The organism is Paenibacillus sp. Lou8.1 (genome assembly GCF_024213565.1).
GTDB classification, from domain to species: Bacteria; Bacillota; Bacilli; order Paenibacillales; family Paenibacillaceae; genus Paenibacillus; species Paenibacillus polymyxa_B.
The window spans coordinates 129,497-153,211 of record NZ_JANAVN010000015.1; the positions used below are offsets into that span (position 1 = coordinate 129,497).

The window sequence follows — 23,715 nt, forward strand, 5'->3', positions numbered from 1 at the left end:
TCCAATAAATTTGATATTCATATATGATAAAGTAATCATATATCTGCTTTGTAAAGCATCGTAAAGCAATAGATTATGCGAATGTAAAATTTGGAATGAGCGCCTATTTATTTATAAAACAAAAAAAGACACCGACTCTTGGTATATCAAAGTCGATGCCCTCTGGCGTTTATATTTAAATGGCGGCGATATTTTTGCCGATCGGCATGGTGTAGTAGAGCGGTTTTTGCTGTCCATTTTGCTGATAGACTACAAGCAGCAGGGTGTGGCCTTCGGCTGTGAATGGGCTTCCTCCGCTCAGGATATGATCCAGACTGAACGGTAGTACATCCAGCACAGCGTGCTTTTGCAGTTCCTTTTCACTCAGCTTCAAGGAAGCAAAGGCTGGAATAATCTCGCGGTATGGCTGCGGCTGTTGACTGCCTACATCCGTCCCACCTGTACTCTCCTTGCTCGCATCTGCCACAAAATCTGCAACCACAGGTGACAACAGCGCATCCGGATGCTGGAGAACCATTTTCATATAGCTGGACCAATCATTCTTCTCCAAGGTATGCTCCCACCAAATTTTACGCGGCTTATATTTATGGTTAAGGAAATAATCAAGCTTCATCAGTCCAAGCACCATATCCATTCGCTTTGTTCCACGCGATTCTAGAAAGGACTGGAGACGCGTGAACAAGTCTTCGAGCTGATGCCCGATTTTTTGCCAGCCCTGTCCTTCCCAGTAGTCTCCGAATTCCTGAAAGAAATCAAAGGCGGACGAGAATTCACGCTCAATCAGATAGTTAACTGTATGATCCATACGATGAGAGTTCCAGTATTTTTCCAATACATCTTCCAAGCGCTTGAGCCGGACGATATCGGCAAAGGAAAGGACGTCATTGCTCAGCATTTCATACGGCGCAACATCCATATACGTATAGTTATACTTGTCTGCGTCGATACGCAGTCCGGTGCCACGCAGCATTTTGAGGAAGCCAAGTTGAAGCTCTTCCGGGCCGAGCGCAAAAACGTCATTAAACGTTTTACGGAATGTGTTGTAGTCCTCCAACGGCAATCCAGCGATCAAATCCAAATGCTGGTCGATTTTACCACTTTGTTTGACCTTGGTAACAGTACGGGAAAGTTTGGTAAAGTTCTGGCGACGCTTAACCAACTCATTGGTAGGATCATTCGTTGATTGGACGCCGATTTCAAAACGAAACACGCCAGGTGGCGCGTTTTCCGCCAAATAATCCAACACCTCGGGACGCATAATATCTGCCGTAATCTCAAACTGGAAGACACAACCACGGTGATTTTCAATCAAAAATTTGAACATTTCCAGCGCATAATCGCGTTTAATGTTAAACGTCCGATCCACGAACTTAATTAGGTTGGCTCCATTGTCGATCAGATACAGAATATCCGACTTTGTACGCTCGATATCGTAATAGCGCACCCCAACTTCGATGCTCGACAGACAAAACTGGCAACTGAACGGACAGCCTCGGCTCGTTTCAAAATAAACAACCCGTTTCCCAAGTTCCGGTATATCCTCTGCAAAACGATAGGGCGACGGTAGCTCGTTCAAGTCCGCTTTCGGGCGACCGGGCATCTGAATAACCTCTTCTCCCTTACGGTAAGCCAGTCCATACACAAAATGGAACTTGCCATCCCCTTCCAGCTCCTGCAGCAGTTGATGGAAGGTTTCCTCTCCTTCACCAACCACGATAAAATCCACATTCGCCAAGCGCTTCATCCAGTGATCCGTATCGTAGGATACCTCTGGACCACCCAGAACAATTTTGACCTCGGGCATAATCTTTTTCAACACATCAATGACTTTGATCGTCTCTTCAATGTTCCAAATATAACAAGAAAAGCCGATGACATCTGCCCCGCGTTGAAACAAATCGGATACGATGTTCATCACCGGGTCCTTAATCGTGTACTCCGCCAACTCGATATCAAAGTCCTTTTCACTGTAGGCTTTGAGGCATCGAATGGCCAGCGAGGTATGAATATATTTTGCATTTAACGTTGATAAAATGACTTTCATAGGTCACAACCTTCTATAGTTTGCATGAACTGTTATATCCCCTTACCTTAGTATAGCTATTCAAAATCCTCGTACACATCGTCTGCATAAATCTCTTCCTCGCTTACCGTTCCCCCGATACTCCCCTGATTTTGAAAAAAATCAAGAAACGGCTTGCCGTACTTGCGGAACTTCACTTCGCCGACACCCTTGATCCGCAACATGTCTGCCTCGGATTGCGGGCTCGCTACGCTCATCTCACGCAGCGTTGCATCATTGAAAATGATATAAGACGGTACATGCTCCTGAGCCGCCAGATCGCGGCGAATCAGGCGCAATTGCTCGAACACGGTTTCGTTGACTGCAGCCGGGTATGCATCGCGTCCCTGTCGTCCGCGTGAACCTGCTCCACCTGCAAAAGCCGTGGCATGTCGCACCACACGCTGCATGACTTCTCGCTGGCCTTTCAGCACCTCAGCCGCAAGCTGCTGCAAGCGTACGACCGGATATTGTCCCTCGGACAACATTAGATAGCCTTCCGAAACAAGAACATTGATAATTTCGGCAATTTCTTTTTCCGTTCGGTTGCCCATCACACCATAGGTTGGCAGGCTGTCAAAACCATATTGCAGCACTTTTTTGTTACGCGATCCTTTCAACACCGAAGCGACCATCGAGACCCCATAACGTTCCCGCATGCGATGAATACACGAAAAAATCTTCTGCGCATCTATGGTCATATCAACCAATTCCCGCTCATCTGTACATGAACTGCATATGCCGCAAGCTTCATGCTCCTCCGCTTCTCCAAAATACTCAAGCTGTGCCGTACGTAGGCAACGAGTCGTGTAGCAATAATCAACCATCTGTTGGAGCTTGCGATAGTCGTTGCGCTTGCGGTCTTCATCCTGTGGATTTTGCTCAATCAGGAACTTCTGCGTCACAATATCTTGCGGTCCGAACAGTAAAATACATTGACTCGGGTCGCCATCACGTCCTGCGCGCCCCGCCTCTTGTACGTAAGCCTCCATATTTTTAGGCATGTTGTAGTGAATGACATAGCGTACGTTCGATTTATCTATCCCCATGCCAAAGGCATTGGTTGCTACAATGACCCGGATATCGTCGTACAGAAACCCTTCCTGGCTATCTGCACGTTCCTGATCTGTCATCCCGGCATGATAGCGTCCAGCCGCCATGCCTGCGTCACGTAGCCGTTGGTACAAATCGTCCACGTCCTTACGTGTCGCCGCATAAATAATGCCCGATTCACCCTCATGCTCACGGGTATAATTCAGTAAAAAGCTGCGTTTGTCTTCCCCACGCAGCACACTGAACGCCAAATTGGGCCGTCCAAGGCCTGTAACGAACGTCTCCGGTGAGCGCAGACGAAGCAGGCGCACGATATCATCCATGACCTGCGGTGTCGCCGTTGCCGTAAACGCCGCCACGATTGGGCGTTCATACAGCCCGTCCACGAATGGAGCCACAGCCAGGTAGCTGGTACGGAAATCATGGCCCCACTGGGATACGCAGTGAGCCTCATCTACCGCAACGCAGGAAATCGGCAACTGAGCCATTTCATCGCGAAACCAGTCCAGTTCCAGTCGTTCCGGTGCGACATATAGTAACTTCAAATCACCATTCCGTGCGGCTCGTATGCGATCATTCACTTCTCGACCACTCAACGTACTATTGATGTAGGCAGCAGCAATCCCCATGGTGGTCAGCGCATCCACCTGGTCCTTCATCAGCGAGATGAGCGGTGACACGACAATGGTCAGCCCCTCATGCAACAACGCGGGGATCTGGTAGCATATCGATTTTCCGCCCCCTGTCGGCATGATGCCCAACGTATCGTTGCCCTCCAGCATACTGGCCACAATTTTCTTTTGTCCCTCCCGGAAATCGGGATAGCCATAAAATTTTTGCAGCAAGTCCTGCGCCCGTTCCAATGTTGGTGCTTGTACACTCATAGTTTCAAAACTCCTCATATTTCTAGCGTCCTTGACGCATATCGGCTTTTCTTTCGTTACCTTTAGTTTACCGGGGTTCAGGGTAATGTTCAACCGCTAGAAGACTGCCAATCTGGTTTAGTCCCTTATGGCGTTCGCTGTTTTCTCATGATATAGTGAACACGGTGCCGCAAATTTGTCCATAATTATGAAGAGACACGGTTCCAAGAAGGAGAAAGAACCTATGAACAATCGGAAACCCCAACGGAAAAATCATACAAAATCTACGTCAAACGCAAGCCATTCCAAACGCAGTCATAAACCTGCCGGAAGATCTGGCTCCCATAGACCGGAAGCTCAACGGAGAACGAATGCTTTTGATAAAGCCCCTGCCAAAACATACATCGTCCAGGAGCCTGCCGAGCTGTTAAGCTTTTTAGTAGAGCATGTGACTGGCATGGGTCGTAACTCCATTAAATCAGCACTGGCTCGTGGGCAGGTGTCCGTCAACGGCATTCCGCGTACCGTGCACAATTTTCCACTGGAGCAAGGTCAGACTGTCGCGCTTTCCAAGGAAAAAGTAACTCCCGTCGTACCACTGACTGGGCTACGTATCTTGCATGAGGATGAAGCCATTATCGTTATCCATAAGGATGCCGGGTTGCTGTCCGTGGCTTCAGCGCAGGAGCAGGAAGTAACAGCCTATCGCCAGCTTACGGCCCATGTGAGGCGCGAACATCCGTACAATCGTATTTTTGTACTGCATCGTTTGGATCGTGATACATCAGGAGTGATGATGTTTGCAAAAAGCGAAGCCATACAGCAGGAAATGCAAAAAGCGTGGAAGGAAGTTGTGTATGAACGAACATACATTGCTCTTGTAGAAGGACAGGTTAAAAAAGCTGAGGGTACAATCACCTCATGGCTGAAAGAAAGCAAGACGCTAAAAATGTATTCCAGTCCTTATCCGAATGACGGACAGCACGCAGTCACTCATTACAAGCTGCTTCAAGCCAATCGTCATTTTTCTTTGCTGGAAGTACGTTTGGAAACCGGACGCAAAAATCAAATCCGCGTACATATGGAGGATATCGGTCATCCAATTGTTGGAGATAAAAAATACGGTTCCAAATCCAAGTCGATTGGGCGTCTTGGCCTACATGCGAGGGTATTGTCATTTATTCATCCCGTCACCGGAGTATTGCTGCGTTTTGAATCCGACATTCCTAAAACTTTTTTGAATCCGTTTCGGGAGTAGAATTGAGCAAAGCATACGGAGATTAGATGGAAAAGTAGAAGAGGAAATGAGGGGGCTGTAGAAAACAGCACCCTTTTTTGATTGATTAAGCGGTATACCTCCGAACACCATCAGCCATTTTCATCAACTCATCCCATATATATATGGGCGTATTACACACTGGACAATCTAGCCAACCGATTAAATAGGGTAATTGAGCAAGAAGCTTGTTCTCTTCAATTTTTTGGGCATATTCGTGTAACCACTGTATATTAGCACCTTTATGGTCCAATGAACGGGGGCGGATTGGGTGGGGAACCAGATTGTCTGAATTTACAGGGTCCTTATCATAGACAACCAGGGTGTCATTCTGTTCATCAGGCCAAATATAGAGCGGGGTACCGCAATGCGGACAATCCAGCGTATATTCGTCACCTGTATCGAAGCTTTGTAGCATATAAGCTATGCAGCGATATCCCTGAAAAGCGGCACCCGCAGCCAGAACATAGCGTTTACCTACATCTCCTTCGTGTTCTTTCGCATAGAGCACCATTTCTTCAGTCAATTCTGCAAGTCGGACAATGGCACACCGATATTGCGCATAAATATATTCAGCCACACTAGAATCCACTTTCACCTGATCCCTTGTAAATTCCAATGGAACTTTGGTATGTAAGGGATTGTTATTCTTCGCTTCGAATATTCCGCAAATGTTATAAATATCTGCACGAATCCCTATATCAGAACTTTTTAACGCAATGTCTACAAGGTAAGGAACAGCCGCAAATGTACAAGTATACAATGTATTTTGGTGATACAGTTCCTCCCAATACAAGGTGTCAGCCATTTCGCCGTCATATCCGGCTTGGAGCTGTTTCAACATTTCTGGGACGTATTGAGAGGAACCGTAGGGGCCTTGGAGTAGAGTCCAGGCCGGATCGGACAAAGCCAGCATCTTGATACTCCTTCCACCGTTTTTTACAGTAGAGGATTTTGCAAAAATCCAATAAGCAAATTCCAATGAACAACATATAGATCGAAATGGTTTAGTTCGTCTATAACTTGCACTTCGGAGCGACTGGAATCGAATTTTGTAAAATCCTTATAGTAATATTTGATCGGTTTATAAAATGAATTTTGCTATCAAAATTCATTTTAACTTCATAATTCTCAGCTTCTTACGTTTATTTCATTATACGCATATTATTAGCTGAAGTTGCTTTTCTCGATTTTCGCAATATACAAAATCACTATTTTTTTGGGTCTATAATCATATTCGGTTAAGCTTTCGGCATTGTGAAGGTGAAACACATTAAATTAATGAATTACTAACCCGGTTCTTATGTCTTACTACGACTCCTCTGTCCATTCAGTTCCTTCTTCGTATGCATAGTCCACATTATAAGTCCTGTTACTTAAAAATTGCTGAGTAAGAAATAAAGTATATATACATTAAAATTTCCATACATGTAAAAACAAAGCCACTCCCCTACCTGTTTTTAATTACGCCAATCGGGTAAGACATACTTGTTCAAGCCTTTAATCTAACAGTTACAGAACTGATTTTATGAATCGGTATATGAAAAGGCGTGTTGGGAATATTATGTATGAATACTGCGACTATAAGGGGAAATAGCCTATGACCATAACACCGGAACAGCGGATTACCCTGCACGGATTTAACAACCTGACCAAATCATTGAGCTTCAACATGTACGATATTTGTTACACCAAAACCAAAGAAGAACGCGAGGCGTATATTGAATATATTGATGAACAATACAACTCAGATCGACTGACAGCTATTTTAAAAAATGTATCTGACATTATCGGCGCCCATGTGCTCAACGTAGCCCAGCAGGATTATATACCTCAAGGAGCCAGCGTGACCGTACTTATATCAGAAGGACCCATTGTGGAGGTACCGACTGAATCTTATGCCGAGTCACCCGGCCCCCTACCTGAATCTGTCGTGATACAACTGGATAAAAGCCACATTACGGTTCACACCTACCCGGAATATCATCCAGACGAGGGGATCAGTACGTTTCGAGCAGATATTGATGTCTCTACCTGTGGGGAAATCTCCCCGCTCAAGGCACTCCACTATTTGACTCATTCTTTCGACACCGACATTATGACGATTGATTATCGGGTGCGCGGCTTCACACGTGATACGAATGGACATAAGCTTTTCATCGACCATGATATCGCCTCCATTCAAAACTATATTCCGGACGAAGTGCGCAGTCAGTATGACATGATCGACGTGAATGTGTATCAGGAAAATATTTTCCATACCAAATGTAAGCTAAAACAATTCGATCTGGACAATTACCTGTTCGGCTACACCAAGGAAAGCCTGAGTGAAAAAGAGCAACAAAATATATCAACACGTCTCAAAATCGAAATGGACGAAATTTACTACGGTAAAAATATGACATAACAGATCGAATGCGTAAAAATAAAATAGATCATTTCATTGAAAAAAGGAGGATCGCTTGGACTGGAATATAGCCGGGCTTTCGTCCTTTTTTTAATACAAAATAATAGATATTACTTAACTTGATCTGTACAAGCGAGAGATTGTTCACTATGATAGGGGAAGAAACCACTAATTTAAAATAACAGCATGGATTTTACATCCGTTCCTTATTGTAAGCGCAATCAATTGATTCTACGTATGATTTTGTTATGGAAAACAAAGGAGGAATTTGTATGCAAGGCGGTATTGGCGGTAAAAACATCATTTTACGATTGGAAATTTCCACCGGGCACATCCAATTTGGTCAATTGATTACGCTGGTAAACGAACATGGCGGAGATGTGATTGCCATTGACGTCATTAGCACCTCTGAGAAGGTCACTGTGAGGGATATTACAGTTACCATTGCCGATCCAGCAGAAATCGACCGTATGATTGCCCGAATTAAAAAAGCACAAGGTGTTAAAGTATTATCCATCTCTGATCGCACCTTCCTATTACACCTCGGAGGCAAAATTGAAATGCAGCCCAAAGTCCCAATTCAAAACCGCGATGACTTATCCCGGGTATATACCCCCGATGTGGCACGCGTATGCATGGCGATTCACGAGGAACCCGACAAAGCTTTCCGTTTGACGATCAAGCGCAACACGGTCGCTGTCGTCTCTGACGGAAGCGCTGTCCTCGGGCTAGGTAACATCGGTCCCTATGCAGCCATGCCGGTTATGGAAGGCAAAGCCATGCTGTTCAAGCAGCTCGGCTCCGTCGATGCCTTTCCAATCTGTCTGGATACGCAGGACACCGAAGAGATCATTAAGGCCATTAAGCAAATGGCCCCAGCTTTTGGCGGTATTAATCTGGAGGATATTTCATCGCCACGATGCTTTGAGATTGAACAGCGGTTACGTAAAGAGCTGGACATACCTGTTTTTCATGACGATCAGCACGGTACAGCTGTCGTTTTATACGCAGGGCTGATCAATGCGCTCAAAGTTGTCGGCAAAGCCCTGTCTGACGTCAAAATTGTCGTCTGTGGTATCGGGGCTGCGGGTGTGGCTTGCACCAAAATTTTGCTATCTGCAGGGGCTGTCAACATCATTGGCGTAGACCGCCATGGGGCTCTTACAGCTGATGAAACATACGAGCATCCGATGTGGAACTGGTATGCGCAGCATACCAACCCTGAACGGCTGTCTGGCACGCTGTCCGAGGTTCTGAAGGACGCTGACGTGTTTATCGGTCTGTCGGCAGGTGGAATACTGCAACGAGAAGACGTGAAACGTATGAAAGAAGCCCCGGTGCTGTTCACTATGGCTAACCCGGTTCCTGAAATTGCGCCAGAGGACGTCGAGGACATTGCAGGTGTCATCGCCACCGGACGTTCGGACTATCCCAACCAAATTAACAATGTACTTTGTTTCCCTGGCATCTTTCGAGCGGCGCTCGACTGCCGTGCCCGTGAAATCAACGAAGAGATGAAGCTGGCGGCCGCAGAGGCCATCGCAGGCACGATCCGTCCTGAAGAACTAAACAAGTTGTATATTATCCCAGGTGTATTTAACGAGAGTGCGGTTCAACGGGTACGTGAAAAGGTGATCCAAGCTGCGATTGCGAGCGGTACAGCCAGAAGAGTGCCCCGGGATTTCAGATAAAAGAAAAGGATTGCTCCCCTAAATGCGGGTGCAATCCTTTTTGCTATCGAGAGATCAAGCTGCATATCCGTTATCTTTACAGCGGTTATGACCTCCATTTAGAGAACAATTGACTGGCACGCTGAGCAAACTCCTCCAAATTAAAGTTGGAGTTATCCAGCTTGTAGTACCATTTTTTAATCGTATCCAAAATCCATGAGGGAACCTTAACCTCCGAGATACCGGAATAAAACGTATGATATGCCCACACCAAATGCTCCCAGCGCTTGTCATCGCCTTCCTTCACGTATTCCGACACGTCCAATACCTTGGCACGCCCGTCTTGCATAAGTACATTCTTGAGGTGAATATCACGGGGATTCAGCCCCTTGGACCGGACAAATTCCCTCGCCTTTTCCACATCCAGAATGACCTGCTCTGGCACAGGAATTCCTTGCAGCAAACAATCCAGCAGCGTAATACCGGATTCATAACTTATGACAATATACTTGTCGCCTTTTCCGTAATAATGAGGAAAAAAGTCAGACCCTCGCAAACGCTCATATACGTCGGCCTCCGCATCTTTTTTCTCGATCGCCATGTCTGAGTACACCTTGAACGCGTAGCCTGGCAACGTATCGATCGTAAATACGGCCGCATCAGTCCCGATGCCAATACAGCGGACGTCTTGAGTGGCTGTTTTAATGGTAACCGGATCATTATCCTCCGTACTGTATACGGTCACTTGACTTATGATGTCTTCTGCCTGCCTCCATTGTTCTACCATGCGCGATCCCCTCCTTCTCTGTTCTAAACCTTTACCAATGAAGTTAGTTCTATAACAGATAAATAGTATTACGGGTTATCTTTTGGAATGGCTTCAAAATAGGTTGATTCTTTTAAAAAATACGGTATGTACCGTGTCTAACGAGCGTCCGGCAGCAGCAACCTTCTTAACTCTGCATAGCTTGCTGCTGTTTTATAGTCCCCCAGCACATCAGTTTCCGGGGGAGCATTCCTGTGATTGAACCAGATCACCTGCCAATTTGCAGCTATAGCTCCCGCCACGTCATTACGCCAGGAATCCCCAATGTAGCAGCAATGCTCTGCTAACGTTCCTGTCCGCTCATTCACTACTTCGAAGATGCGCGGATCAGGCTTGGCATAGCCAACGGTCCCAGATACAAAGATATGCTCTGCCGCAACATGATTTTCCAACGCCATCGCCTTGATCTTGCTCATCTGGTGTTCTTCAAGACCGTTTGTAATTAATCCAACTAAAAAGCCAGCTGAGCTCAAATCATTTATTAACGAGGTAGCCCCCTCAAAAGGCTCAATTCGGTACTGACGATCCAAGTATTCTTGCTGAACATGTACTGCCTGCTCACGGGTAATTTCTACCCCGAATTCTTGTAAAGCCAGAATGAAACGGCCTTCCCTCATCTCATCCAGTTCATCCGGCCCTGCCTTCCCCTCCAATAGTCCTCCCTTAGCCGACAGTACATCGCTGTAATAGCGAATACGATGGTAGGCTTTCTCATAAGGAAAACGCTCACTTAATCCTAATACTGTACGCAATGCATCGCGTGTAGGGTGCAAATGATCGTACATCGTATCATCTACATCAAAAAAAACAGCCTTCTTTTGCAAGTTCATATGCCCACTTCTTTCTGTTAAATCTTCGGATGACGCTCCTTTTCACCTTGTCCTGATATTATACCCGTTGGCCTGTTACGTTGCACCTTGTCCTTCACACCGCGCATCCTGCAATCACACTTCACGGTTGCTAACATACACTGAAAAGACCGCATTTTCGCAAACCCACTTTACTTCTCTACCGAGCTAACATAGGTATCTTGTCCTGCTTTGCTCGAAAGCGTTTTATTTGACAACACACGGGTAAAAGGTCACATTTTTGAAAATATTCGTCATACAGGTTTACATTTCGTGTAAAATCACGTACCTTTTAGGGATGAACGCTTTAATGGATGTATTGGATAAGGGAGGCATACACGATGGATTCCGGTTCTAACCTAGCCTATGGATCAGCTACACCTTTGATTGAGACACTTATAGAATTTGAAAAGGAGCTCGAAGCGAACCGGCATTCTCTGAGTTTTGATTTGGGATTGATTATGGAGCAGGGCCGCGCGCCACGATATATGGCTACACCACCAGATGTTATTCCTTTTGCCCACGCAGGAGTGGACGGAATACATTATGGCTTTTTAACGGATTTTGGTCTTGAAAAGGACCTTTCACAGGCCCCTATCGTATGCGTATCTCCCGTCGATTGGACGGGTGTATGGGTGGTTGCCCGTCATTTGCAGGATTTTTTAAGCGTTGTTTATACAGAGAACAGTTCATTAAAACGATACTACGCCAGCGGAGACGACTATTCTGGACATGCAGGTCAGCGACTGCCTCAGCTTGTAGATGAACGCACCGCGTTTGTACGCGAATGCTTTCGGGAACGATTTGGTATCGAACCGATTCAGGATATGGCTGCCTATATCGACAGCTTGCGAGCAGAACGGAAGCACAATGAAGCAGCTCCTACGCTGAACGGCTTGGGCATTCAGGTATCTTCTTCCGCGAAACATAGCTCTTCTATGGAAAGTACCCTCTTGACCGTAACGGAGCCTTTCCTTTGGGAACAACAAGGCGAAGCTGTACGTGAATTGTTCTATAACGGTTCGCGTGAAGCCAGACTGGCCTTTATTCGGGATGCCCAGACACGGCATCTGTTCACCCATTCTGCCCTTCGTGCTTTTGTAGCTGGACAGCTTAAGTTGATGGGCCTATCTGAGGCCGCAACATATCTGGAAGAGTCCTACTATACCGTTATTCCCGATATGATAGAATCTTGACGAAAACTTCGATCCCCCCTAACATAACCGCCTCTGAAAAGGCGGCTTTTTGTGCTACAATAAATGAAAATAATAGGGTCGAACGGCCCGGTACGAATGAAAGAGAGCGAGTATGAATAATCATTCCTATCCTACTCCTGAAATCATTGAAGTTTGTCTGTTGGCGGGCAAACTGATGATGCAAAATGGAGCCGAAACCTATCGTGTTGAAGACACGATGTCCCGCATTGCTTCAGCCTATGGCATATCCCAGTCCCATAGCTATGTAACACCAACTGGGATTTTTTTTGCCATTAATGATTCGGAGCCTGCCAAGCTCATCCGCATCGTAGAGCGGACCACCGATTTGCACAAGGTGACAGAGGTCAATTCCATTTCACGTAAAATCAGCACAGGTGATTTGTCTCCCCGCGCTGCCGTCAAGGAGCTTGCGGAGATTGAGCGTGGCCCCCTCCGCTATTCCAACCGTGTACAGCTGATGGCTGCTGCGTTGGCCAGCGGTTGCTTTATGATTATGTTTGGTGGTGTCTGGCGAGACTTCCCCGCAGCTGTGTTATGCGGCGGTATCGGATTTGCAGCCGTACAGTATTTTCACAGGCTCGTTAAGGTCAAGTTTTTCTCAGAGTTTTCTGCATCTTTTCTAATCGGCTTGCTGGCGGCTCTGTTAACGATAGTAGGCTGGGGACAGATGATGGATAAAATTATAATTGGCTCCGTCATGCCACTGGTTCCAGGCTTGTTAATTACAAATGCCATTCGTGATTTAATGTCAGGGCACCTTGTTTCGGGTCTTTCCAAGGGAGCCGATGCTTGCCTGACGTCTTTCGGCATTGGAGCTGGCGTTGCGGTTATCATTTCTTATATGTGATTCGGAGGAGATTCAAGTCTATGCTTGCACAATTATTCACAAGCTTTATTGCCACCGCTGGTTTCGGCATACTTTTCCACGCCCCCCGGCGCTCGCTGCTGCAATGTGGTTTTGTTGGTATGCTAGGTTGGCTGGTCTATTATTCAACCACGGACAGCATGGGACCTGTGAGCGCCAGCCTTTTAGCAACGATCCTCATCGGCATCGTCAGTCAAGGCTTTGCGCGGCTGTACAAAATGCCTGTGATTATTTTCAGCGTAGCAGGCATGATTCCGCTCGTTCCAGGGGGAATGGCCTATAATGCCATGCGCCAGTTCGTACAACAACATTATCCTCAGGCACTGGAGCTGGCCCTGAGCACGCTGATGATCGCAGGAGCTATTGCTGTCGGTTTGGTGCTCTCTGAGGTGCTTAATCAAATTTTTCACAACATACGTTTTAGACCTCAGCGTTAAAAGCGATGAAAATAGCAAAATAAAAGAGGCTGCTCCCAAAATCATCCGCAGTGTAGAGACGATTTTGGAAACAGCCTTTTTCTGTACACATTACAAAAAAATATTTAACTGTCATAAACTATTATTCATCCACTCGCTTGCCCAATATCGCCAAATCTCGCTCTATGCTGTCCAGCACAGCTACACGCGGATAGTACCCCCATTGCTCAAAACCAAACTTCCGCAGCAGCCCAATACTTGGCTCATTATGACCAAAAACAAATCCCAACAACGTTGTAATCCCCAGTCTCGGACATTCATTTAGCAAATGCTGTACCAGTCGACTTCCTGTTCCGGTTCCACGAGAATCCTCATGGACGTAAATGCTAATTTCTGCTGTACCGTTATAAGCTGGACGCCCATAAAAGGACTGAAGGCTGGCCCAACCGGCAATTGTCCCCTTTTGCTTTAAAACCCACAAAGGGCGGTGGTTCTCCTGATGAGCCTCAAACCATGGAATGCGGCTCTCCACTGTCACCGGTTCCAGATCTGCGGTGACCATTCGTCCTGCAATCGTAGAATTATAAATATCCACAATATCGGGAAGATCCTCTCTGCACGCAAATTCAATGGAAAAAGATTGGTCCTGATTCATTATTCGTATCCGCCTCCTATGGTGTGATTTATTTATTGTACAAGACAAGCGCCCGATCAGCCATATCGAGTTGTTTTGCGGATTAGTCCCAAAGGGTTTTATAATAGAGCTTGAAGATAAGGAAAAATAAAAACGGGGAAAGCGATTTAACACGATGAGACGGGAGGTATGTTTCGGAGTCAAGGATTCTGAAGCAGCTTAATATGAATATTGGAACTCAACTCTTGATTTTGGAAATACCTATGGAATCTTTTTTTGGAAAAACGACTATTTATCCTGTACTGCTCAAGGACGAGGATGGACTTACACTGATTGACACGGGAATGCTCGGCCAATTTGAGCCATTACGCAAGGCTATCTCAGATGTGGGTGAGGATATCAGCCGCGTGAAAAGAATTATTTTAACACATCAGGATATTGACCATATCGGAAATGTTCATGCACTGCTGGATCTGCTGCCGAATACTGCCCTGTTAGCCCATAAGGATGACGTTCCTTACATGACAGGAGAACGACCGTTTGTGAAGCTGACGGCGGAACGGATTAAACAAATGGATACTGTGCTCAAGCAGCAAGCAGAGGATATGATTCGCCGCCTGCCAGATTTGCGCTTTGCTCATATTCTTGAGGACGGTGAGCATCTGCCTTATGGTGGGGGCATACAGATTATTCATACACCCGGTCACACGCCCGGGCATATCAGCTTGTATGTGCCCGCACAAAAGCTACTATTGGCGGCAGATGAACTGCTGGTAGTCGAAGGTGAACTGGTCGGTCCCGCTGAGTCGGCTACGCCGGATATGCCATTGGCTCTGAAGAGCCTCGAAAAGCTGACGGTATTGGATGTTGAAAAGGTAATCTGCTACCATGGCGGCTACTATGATCAGAACGTACAAGCACGTCTGCAAACATTAAGTCAAGCAAGAGAGTAAGCCATTCAAAGCTATAAATTATGATGTAATAAGAGCTATAATGAATACATGGACAGAAAGGAATGAGACTCTATGAATGATAAAATTACAAGATTATATGATGAATTGAAATCACAATCTTGGGATGGCCTGCTTGTGACCGATCCCAAACATATTTACTACCTGACGGGCTTTGCTAGTGATCCGCATGAGCGTTTTCTTGGTCTCGTGCTGCTTCGAGACCAAGAACCAGAACTGATCGTACCCGCTCTGGATGCAGAAGCCGCCCAAGCTGCTTCTTCTGTGACTCGTATATCCACCCACACCGATACGGACAATCCATATGATCTGTTGCGTCAACGTACAGGCACCGGAGTGAAAACATTCGCGCTGGAAAAGGAGCACGTCTCCGTCCTCCGTTATGAACAGTTACATACTGCTATTGGCGCGGCTCAATATGTGGATCTGGGTCCTGTGCTTCAAGAAATGCGTGTGAGAAAAACTCCTGAGGAAGTACAACGTCTGAAACATGCAGCTCGTTTGGTGGAAGATGCTCTTCGCCACGGCCTCACCCATGTGCGCGAAGGAGTGACGGAAGTCGAGCTGGTGGCCGAAATCGAATATCAGATGAAAAAAATCGGCGCAGATGGCCCGTCCTTTGACACGACAGTGCTGTCTGGACCCAAAACAGCCTTGCCTCATGGTGTTCCGGGCACCCGCAAGCTACAGCCTGGCGATCTGCTCATGTTTGATATGGGCGTATATTCCGATGGCTATGCTTCGGATATTACGCGTACTTTTGCTTTTGGAAAGCTGACGGCTGAGCTGGAAACGATTTATAATACGGTTCTTCGCTCGAACGAAGCGGGAATTGCCGCCATTCGCCCGGGAGTTTCCTGCGCATCCGTAGATCAGGCAGCACGGGCTGTTGTTGAAGCCGCTGGATACGGCCCTGCCTTTAACCATCGAGTTGGACACGGCCTTGGTATGAGTGTTCACGAATATCCATCTGTACACGGAGGCAATAGCGATCTGCTTCATGAAGGCTTCGTGTTCACCATCGAACCCGGCATCTATGTGCCAGGCCTCGGCGGTGTGCGGATTGAAGATGACGTTTTGGTCACCTCTAATGGTGTTGAAGTGCTTACCTCTTTTCCAAAAGAACTGACAGTGCTCGGATAAACCCATCGCTATTCATTATATTGGTATGTAAAAAAGGATGAAAAAGGAGGGGCAACCCCAAGCCATCATGGCTTGAGGGTTTGCCCCTCCTCTTCTATAAAGCGGAAATTGCGTGCGATGTACAAAATGGGTGTACCCGCCGCGGTCAGTACAAATTTTAAGATGTAGGTGGTGAATAATATCTCGAGCCATATCCCCCACGCATAACCGTAAAAGGCAATAGTACAGAAAATGAGCGTATCTATAAACGAGCTGATCATCGTGCTGCCATTGCCGCGAATCCAGAGCTGATGACGTTCCGGGAAGAACTTGCGAATCCAGGCGTACAGACGCACGTCCAGCAATTGACTGACCGCATAGGCTGTCAAGCTGGCAAGCGCAAGTCTTGGCAACAATCCAAACAGCTGTTGCATCGGTGTCTGGGCAAAATCCGTTGCAGTAGGCTGAAACTGCAGCACCATTTGCATCGTTATCGTCGTCATAATCAGAGTGAAAAAGCCGAACCACACAGCTTTACGCGCTTCTTTAGGCCCATATTTTTCATTCAGTAAGTCGCTGGCCATATACATAGAAACATACATCGTATTTCCCAATGTCGTGGTAATGCCGACCAGATCAATCGTTTTGGTTACCTGAATGTTGGCCAGTACAGTAGCAACACCAATCCAGGCGTACAGCCCTTTTTTACCGAACAACCGAAAACATAACAAAAAGAACATAAAATTGACGAGGACAAAAGCTGCCCCCCATAACAGATTAAACATGAAATCCTCCTAGTTTTGATAGCGCGGGATGGTTGCGAACCGCGGTTCATCCGAAGCAAGCCGGAAAAACATTATTTTAATGTATCATAGATTAGGATTTGTGAACAGCCATAATTTACACTGCCCTAAACTCAATACAAAGAGCCGACCTTATGGCCGGCTCTTTGTACAGCGTACATACAGTACGTGTGTTATATAGGCCAGATGGGATATGAGACTGATCGTACACCCTTCATTTATCATTACTTAAGAGTGTGCCGTTGCATCCAAATCCATACCATGATTATTGAATACGTCTTGATCGTTCTCCTTGAGCACCTTGCCTGAAATGAGACCTGCAGTAATAGAATCATTGACATTTAACGCTGTGCGTCCCATATCAATCAACGGTTCGACTGAGATAAGCAATCCTGCCAATGCCACTGGAAGATTCATGGTAGAAAGCACGATCAGGGAAGCGAAAGTGGCACCACCGCCTACACCCGCCACGCCGAACGAGCTGACCGTAACGACCAGAATCAGCGTGAGGATAAAATCCCAGCTCGTTGGATCAATACCCACGGTTGGAGCAATCATAACCGCCAGCATTGCCGGATAAATACCAGCACAGCCGTTTTGCCCAATAGTCGCTCCCAAGGTCGCAGACAGATTCGCGATGCCGTCGGACACACCAAGCTTTTTCGTTTGTGTTTCAACATTTAACGGAATGGTCGCCGCACTGGAACGAGAAGTAAAAGCAAAAACCAGTGTAGGCAATACCTTTTTCACATACGTCACCGGATTGTAGCCGAACAAGGCCAGCAAAATAAGATGAATGATAAACATGACCAACAGAGCCACATAAGAAGCGAGCACAAACTTGATTAGCTTCAAAATTTCATCTGGATTGGTCGTAGCTACTACTTTAGTGATCAGTGCTAAAATGCCGTAAGGAGTCAATCTCAGCACCAGCGTTACAATCCGCATCACTACAGCGTACACTGCATCAATCACCTTACGGAAGGTTTGCGCCTGTTCCGGTTTTTTACGATCCAATCCGAGCACAGCCACCCCGATAAAGGCCGAGAAAATAACCACCGCCAGCGTCGACGTACGACGTGCTCCCGTCATATCCTCAAAAGGATTTGAAGGAATAAATTCCAGCACCTGCTGTGGAATGGTCATGTCCTGAACTGTTCCAAGGCGCTCTTCCATCTTCAAGCCCTGTGCTTGTTCCTTTTCCCCACCTTGAATCTCAATTGCCTTTAGGTCAAACGACAGGCTGGTTACAATACTAACTGAAGCAGCAATTGCCGTTGTAATCAGTAGTACTGCAATAATGGACACGCTGATTTTGCCAAGGTTCTGTCTTCCCTTCAAATTCATAATAGCCGAAATAATCGACACCATGATAAGCGGAATAACGACCATTTGCAGCAAACGGACATAACCGTTACCTGCGAGGTTGAACCAATCAACCGATTTTGTAATGACCTCTGAGCCTGCACCATAAGAATACTGTAGAATAGCCCCGTAGATCAGTCCGAAGCCAAGTCCGGCAAATACCCTTTTTGTAAAGGAGATGTGCTTTTTCTGCATCCAGACCAATACGCCTAGCAGCAAAAGCAGCACGATTACATTTAAAATAATAAAGAAGGTATCCATGTATTATTTCCTCCAAACTTATACTTAATATGTTTTATAAGGTGTCCTTCAATCCGAAGAATACTATATCACAAAACCAACTATTTTTGTAGGTTTTCTAACAATAAAATAGTTAAGCAGCTTTAAATTTGGATTTTATCGAAAACGCCAAACAGCAAGCCTTCATCTTTCGAAGGCTTGCTGTTTTTTGTCCTGAACACAACAATTCGCATTCAACTTAGGCGTAAAATTGTTATTCAGCCGTTAGACGATCACTGTGTATAACAGTTCCTGTTCCTTAACCACTTTATGCTGATTACCAGCGGACTCCAACTCGCTAAACTGAGCTACATTCGTAACAATAACAGGCGTTATCGTTTCATAACCAGCCTTGCGGATTTCCACCAGATCAAACTCCAGCACGAGGTCTCCTACCTTCACACGATCTCCTGCTTTAAGATGAGGCGTAAAATGAAGTCCTTTTAGCTTAACCGTATCCATCCCAACGTGAATGAGCATTTCAAGTCCTGAATCACTCACCAATCCAACAGCATGCCCACTTTTGGAAATGGAGAACACTGTGCCCTCAACTGGGGAGACAACCCGGCCTTCGGATGGTTCAATAGCCCAACCTCTACCCATAATTTCTTGAGAAAATGCAGGGTCATTGACTTCACTGAGCGGCTTAACTTCACCCGTAATCGGGCTGTATACCGGGATTTTCTCACCTTTCGGCAGTGAGGATACAGCAGATTGTGCTATTTCATCAGTAGAGATGTCTCCGGCAGCGTCTGTTGTTGCTTGTGGTGCTTCTTCGTTCTTTTCATCTGTAAAGCCGATCAAATAGGTAACAATCGCAGCAACCACAAATGCAATAATGAGACCAAGGATTGCGTACAAGAAAGTCGGTCCAATAAACATCGCCAGGCCAGGCACACCAACGAGTCCACCCATGACATACGCTTTTGTGCCAAACAAGCTCATAAAGCCCCCGCCGACAGCTCCGCCGATCAACGCAGCCGTAAATGGTTTTTTAAACCGCATATTCACACCATACATTGCAGGCTCAGTTACACCCATAATAGCCGTCAAGCTCGTCGAGAAAGCCACTGTTTTGACTTTGGCATTTTTGGATTTTAAGAATACACCCAGTGCAGCACCAGCCTGTGCCAGGTTAGCCGCTCCCATAATCGGAATCATGTAGTCAAAGCCCAACGTTGCAATAGAACCAATCATAATAGGAACCAACGCGTAGTGCATACCTGTCATAATGATCAGGGAGAAGGTACCGCCTAGCAGTAGGCCTGCAAGTGCACCTGTATTTTCAAACAACCAAGAGATACCACCCGACAGGCCATTACCAATAATAGAGCCTAACGGTCCTACAGCAATCAATGTCAAAGGTACAATAATCAATAGATTCAGTGTTGGGACAACAAGCAATTTCAATGATGCATGAGTATACTTATCAATGAATTTTTCAACATAGGACGCCAGCCAGATAGCGATAACGATTGGAATAACGGTCGACGAATACGTGGCCGCTGTCACCGGAAGGCCAATAAAGCTAACCTTCACATTAGATGCCAGTAATGCTGTAATGTCCGGATGTAAAATAGAAGCTCCTACCGCCGCCGCGATAAACATATTACTGCCGAGTTTTCTAGCAGCACTCACGGCCAGAATAATAGGCAAGAAATAGAACGCACCGTCACCTATTGCCGCTAAAATCGTATAGGTTTGGCTCTTATCGGACATCCAGTTCATTGCCACTAAAAGAGCAATGATCCCTTTGATCATACCTGCACCGGTGATCGCTGGCAAAATCGGTGTAAACATACCCGCAATAAAGTCGAACAGTTTGCTGATCGGGTTTTGTTTTTTCTTCGATGCAGTGCTTGCTCCTGAGTCACTTTGCGGAGCCTTGGACATATTGCTTACCAACGATTTGTACACGTTAGCTACATCATTACCGATAATAACCTGAAACTGGCCACCACTCTCCATGACTCCCATGACGCCATTCGTTTTTTGCAACTGCTCTTTCTGAGTTTTCTTATCATCATGAAGGTTGAAGCGCAAGCGGGTCATGCAGTGAATGACCTGCTCTACGTTTTCTTCACCACCAACCAGTGTAAGTATCTCTTTGGATAATTGATTTCGATCCATGAGGTGTTCCTCTTTTCTTTTAAGGTATAAAATGCGAAAATGGGCAATAAAAAAACCTGAATACAGAAAGCAGACAGCTTTATAAAAAGCCAATCTTCTTTCAGCATTCAGGTTTTGCCTTCTGGTTTAGAAGTAGCAATCCTAAATCCCTGATCATACATGAAATCATTGATTTTTAATGATACGCTCGATATGAATGGTGAGATACAACATCTCATCCTGGGACAAGCTTCGACCATAAATTTTAGTCGTATAATCTCTTATTTTTTCCGCGCAGGCGTAAGCATTCTTATACTGAACCTTAACCATATCATGAAGGGAATTATCTGTATTTTGTACAGGAGTCCCGTTCATTACCCGTTGAGCAAAAAATTTGAGATGTGTTATAAAGCGGTAATAGCTTAGCGACTCTTCATCCAGATCCATTACAAAAAAGCGACTTACAATATTTATGATATCCTTGACAATGTTCGTCAGGGTTATCGTTTCGCGCATTTCGCTATTAAGCTGTGCATTCACCAAATGTAAGGCGATAAATGCTCCTTCATCATCCGGAAGTGTGACTCCTAGCTTGTCCTGAATCATGTGCAATGCTTTGGTCCCAATCGTGAACTCCTTGCGGTACATCCGCTTAATTTCCCAGTAAAGTGCATTTTTGATATCCATACCCAAACGATAGCGCTCTATAGCAAAATGGATATGATCCGTCAGCGAAATATAGATGCTGTCATGCAACTCTACACCAAGTATCGTTTTAGCATATTGGATGATTTCATCAGAAATTTCAACATACTCAATAGGGATATCAGACATCAGGGTCATGAGTTTGCGGGAAACCTCGGTACTTTCAAGTTTGAAAATTTTCTCGATTTTCTCTTCTTCAATCTCATCGCCTGTGTTTTTTTTAAAAGCAATTCCTCTACCCATAATGACTAATTCTTTCTGCTGTTCATCAATGACCGTTACGACGTTATTATTCAGCACCTTTGCTATCTTCATTCCATCACCTTAAGCCGCTTGGAGTAGTAAAAAAAAAGCAAAACCAAAACTGACACATAGTGCCTGCTTATGGTTTTGCCCGATATGCTCAGTAACAATCCACGATTGTGCAGTTTTGAATAACTGCTCCCATAGTATCATATAAACACTGAGCTGACAATATTTTTTTGTAAACACTTTCATGGAGCTTTGGGTCGTTGGCGTTGCATCTTAACTATTAGAACTCTTTTCCACAACCGAGTTCGGAGAAGCATTCATGTCAGAAGTAGAAACTACTTGCGAATGCTCATCTTTTTCATCCACAAAGCCCATAAAATACGTAATTGCGCCAGCCGTAACAAACGAAATTAGTATACCCACAATACCGTAAATAAGCGTGGGTTCAGAAAATAAAGGTAAACTGAGCAGCCCAGCAGAGACACCTATACTAGTAAGCTTCGTTTCAAACAGACACATACAAGCCCCACCAACGGCTCCACCGATCATAACTGCTATTAACGGTTTTTTGAAACGGATATTGACACCATACATGGCCGGTTCAATGATTCCCAGCATGGCCAACAAACCTGTGGACGCAGCCAGCGTTTTGACTTTGGCATTTTTGGATTTAACACATACGCCAAATGTTGCGCCAGCCTGAGCGAAAGCCGCTGCAACGACCACGGGAAAAAGGTGATCATAACCCAATGTTGTCAGCGAGCTGATCATAATCGGTAGCATTATATATTGCATACCTGCAATAATAAGCAAAAACATCGTGCCTCCGAGCAACAACCCTGTAAATACTTCTGCATTGTCAAACAACCAGCCTAGTCCATCGGATACATGTTGGCCGAGATAACTCCACAGTGGCCCGAAAGCGAACACCATTAAAGGTATAGTGATCATCAGTGTCAAAGTCGGGACAACCATTAATTTAAGTGAATAAGGGATATACCTGTATAACCATTTTTCGATATACGATGCTATCCAGACAACAACAAGTATGAGTACTATAGATGAAGCAGCTTGTGGGTCTATAACTGGCAGACCAGCAAAACGGACCTCCTCACCAGACTGGAGTAAACTTGTTAATTGGGGATGGAATACGGATGCTGCGATGGCTGCCGCAACAAACACATTGCTGCGCAGCCTTCTTGCCGCACTTGCCGCAACAAAAATAGGTAAAAAATAAAATATCCCATCGCTGATAGCCGTTAAAATAGTATATACCTGCGGATCAAACAACAATAAACCGAAGGATATTAAAACTAATATAATTACTTTGATCATTCCCGCACCAATCATTGCCGGCAAGATCGGAGTAAATACGCCTGATACATAATCTAATAGTCGACTTATCGGATTTCTCCCTGTGGCAGCTCTATAACTGCCGGAAGTCAGCTCCTGTGTATCTTCTCCTCTGACCTGCGAAATCACTTCTTTGGAAAGTAAATCCCGATTCATAACAACCTTTTCCCCTTTTATATGTATATTGAAGACCACTTTCGAACTTACAAACCAAGCTTAGAAGAATATTGTAAAAAAGCCGTATTCCTTATGCTACTTATATTACTTCTTTTTTACAATAGTTTTAAAGAAGGAGTAATCTATTCGTTTTTATGCACCTGATAATTTACATCTAACTTACATCTAAACACCTAAGACCATAGTTATATATTTTTTGTTTGTTTTTGGGCAAATATGACTATTCAACCGTCTGTTAATTATGTAAAATAGGTCTAACCTACTTTTTAGTAAATCATGGATTACTTCCCTTTCACATTCTTGTCCCTTGAATTCAGCTGAAATATACATAGAATCCGAACATTTTCAGTCTTTTCTTCAAGCAAGGAAAGGAACACAAGTAGATCATGGCGTGTCAAGTATCTATTGGACAAGCGGCCTACTTCAAGCAGGGAATTCGTCT

Annotated in this window: 19 protein-coding genes; 8 read left to right on the top strand and 11 right to left on the bottom strand. The window is 45.3% G+C overall.

What is annotated here, in order from left to right:
* Positions 1–175: 175 nt before the first annotated feature.
* Positions 176–2,044, bottom strand: coding sequence for a B12-binding domain-containing radical SAM protein (locus NLX78_RS20750; RefSeq protein WP_254351416.1), 1,869 nt, complete (start codon positions 2,042–2,044; stop codon positions 176–178).
* A gap of 56 nt (positions 2,045–2,100) precedes the next feature.
* Positions 2,101–3,999: a DNA helicase RecQ gene (gene recQ / locus NLX78_RS20755; RefSeq protein WP_235307834.1), complete on the bottom strand. Its 1,899-nt coding sequence runs from the start codon at positions 3,997–3,999 to the stop codon at positions 2,101–2,103.
* Positions 4,000–4,222: 223 nt separating this feature from the next.
* On the opposite strand from recQ, the gene NLX78_RS20760 reads away from it, so the two are divergent.
* The gene (locus NLX78_RS20760) at positions 4,223–5,236 is read left to right on the top strand and encodes an RluA family pseudouridine synthase (protein ID WP_061829078.1); all 1,014 of its coding nucleotides are present in this window, start codon (positions 4,223–4,225) and stop codon (positions 5,234–5,236) included.
* Between the two features lie 85 nt (positions 5,237–5,321).
* On the opposite strand, the gene NLX78_RS20765 is transcribed toward NLX78_RS20760, so the two are convergent.
* A complete protein-coding gene (locus NLX78_RS20765; protein WP_165176244.1) occupies positions 5,322–6,170 on the bottom strand; it encodes a hypothetical protein in 849 nt (282 codons plus the stop codon).
* Between the two features lie 684 nt (positions 6,171–6,854).
* Between NLX78_RS20765 and speD the strand changes: the two genes are divergently transcribed.
* Entirely contained in the window at positions 6,855–7,661 is an 807-nt protein-coding gene (gene speD / locus NLX78_RS20770; RefSeq protein ID WP_254351417.1) for an adenosylmethionine decarboxylase, read from the top strand.
* Between the two features lie 272 nt (positions 7,662–7,933).
* The gene (locus NLX78_RS20775) at positions 7,934–9,352 is read left to right on the top strand and encodes an NAD-dependent malic enzyme (protein WP_134903719.1); all 1,419 of its coding nucleotides are present in this window, start codon (positions 7,934–7,936) and stop codon (positions 9,350–9,352) included.
* A gap of 85 nt (positions 9,353–9,437) precedes the next feature.
* On the opposite strand, the gene NLX78_RS20780 is transcribed toward NLX78_RS20775, so the two are convergent.
* Both NLX78_RS20780 and NLX78_RS20785 read right to left on the bottom strand, forming a co-directional pair.
* Entirely contained in the window at positions 9,438–10,118 is a 681-nt protein-coding gene (locus tag NLX78_RS20780; RefSeq protein ID WP_061829075.1) for a protein kinase family protein, read from the bottom strand.
* A 137-nt stretch (positions 10,119–10,255) separates the two neighbouring features.
* Positions 10,256–10,987 (bottom strand): HAD family hydrolase, encoded by a 732-nt coding sequence (locus tag NLX78_RS20785; RefSeq protein ID WP_254351418.1) that lies wholly within the window; start codon positions 10,985–10,987, stop codon positions 10,256–10,258.
* Between the two features lie 359 nt (positions 10,988–11,346).
* Between NLX78_RS20785 and NLX78_RS20790 the strand changes: the two genes are divergently transcribed.
* The 3 genes from NLX78_RS20790 to NLX78_RS20800 all read left to right on the top strand — a co-directional run bounded on the left by NLX78_RS20790 (position 11,347) and on the right by NLX78_RS20800 (position 13,524).
* A complete protein-coding gene (locus NLX78_RS20790; protein WP_254351419.1) occupies positions 11,347–12,201 on the top strand; it encodes a hypothetical protein in 855 nt (284 codons plus the stop codon).
* Positions 12,202–12,313: 112 nt separating this feature from the next.
* Complete coding sequence (locus NLX78_RS20795) at positions 12,314–13,069, top strand: threonine/serine exporter family protein (protein WP_061829072.1); 756 nt, start codon at positions 12,314–12,316, stop codon at positions 13,067–13,069.
* 20 nt (positions 13,070–13,089) lie between these two features.
* Complete coding sequence (locus NLX78_RS20800; protein ID WP_061829071.1) at positions 13,090–13,524, top strand: threonine/serine exporter family protein; 435 nt, start codon at positions 13,090–13,092, stop codon at positions 13,522–13,524.
* A 121-nt stretch (positions 13,525–13,645) separates the two neighbouring features.
* Here the strand turns inward: NLX78_RS20800 and NLX78_RS20805 are convergent, their stop codons facing one another.
* Positions 13,646–14,158: a GNAT family N-acetyltransferase gene (locus tag NLX78_RS20805; protein ID WP_061829070.1), complete on the bottom strand. Its 513-nt coding sequence runs from the start codon at positions 14,156–14,158 to the stop codon at positions 13,646–13,648.
* 203 nt (positions 14,159–14,361) lie between these two features.
* Between NLX78_RS20805 and NLX78_RS20810 the strand changes: the two genes are divergently transcribed.
* Together NLX78_RS20810 and NLX78_RS20815 are read left to right on the top strand one after the other, a co-directional pair.
* Complete coding sequence (locus NLX78_RS20810) at positions 14,362–15,090, top strand: MBL fold metallo-hydrolase (protein WP_254351420.1); 729 nt, start codon at positions 14,362–14,364, stop codon at positions 15,088–15,090.
* 72 nt (positions 15,091–15,162) lie between these two features.
* Positions 15,163–16,251: a M24 family metallopeptidase gene (locus NLX78_RS20815; protein ID WP_254351421.1), complete on the top strand. Its 1,089-nt coding sequence runs from the start codon at positions 15,163–15,165 to the stop codon at positions 16,249–16,251.
* A gap of 65 nt (positions 16,252–16,316) precedes the next feature.
* On the opposite strand, the gene NLX78_RS20820 is transcribed toward NLX78_RS20815, so the two are convergent.
* The 5 genes from NLX78_RS20820 to NLX78_RS20840 all read right to left on the bottom strand — a co-directional run bounded on the left by NLX78_RS20820 (position 16,317) and on the right by NLX78_RS20840 (position 23,252).
* Entirely contained in the window at positions 16,317–17,015 is a 699-nt protein-coding gene (locus tag NLX78_RS20820; protein ID WP_069291426.1) for a queuosine precursor transporter, read from the bottom strand.
* A 246-nt stretch (positions 17,016–17,261) separates the two neighbouring features.
* The gene (locus NLX78_RS20825; protein ID WP_254351422.1) at positions 17,262–18,659 is read right to left on the bottom strand and encodes an L-cystine transporter; all 1,398 of its coding nucleotides are present in this window, start codon (positions 18,657–18,659) and stop codon (positions 17,262–17,264) included.
* Between the two features lie 243 nt (positions 18,660–18,902).
* Entirely contained in the window at positions 18,903–20,807 is a 1,905-nt protein-coding gene (locus NLX78_RS20830; protein WP_254351423.1) for a beta-glucoside-specific PTS transporter subunit IIABC, read from the bottom strand.
* Between the two features lie 165 nt (positions 20,808–20,972).
* Entirely contained in the window at positions 20,973–21,806 is an 834-nt protein-coding gene (gene licT / locus NLX78_RS20835; protein WP_023987656.1) for a BglG family transcription antiterminator LicT, read from the bottom strand.
* Positions 21,807–22,016: 210 nt separating this feature from the next.
* Positions 22,017–23,252: a PTS transporter subunit EIIC gene (locus NLX78_RS20840; protein ID WP_254351424.1), complete on the bottom strand. Its 1,236-nt coding sequence runs from the start codon at positions 23,250–23,252 to the stop codon at positions 22,017–22,019.
* Positions 23,253–23,715 lie beyond the last annotated feature (463 nt).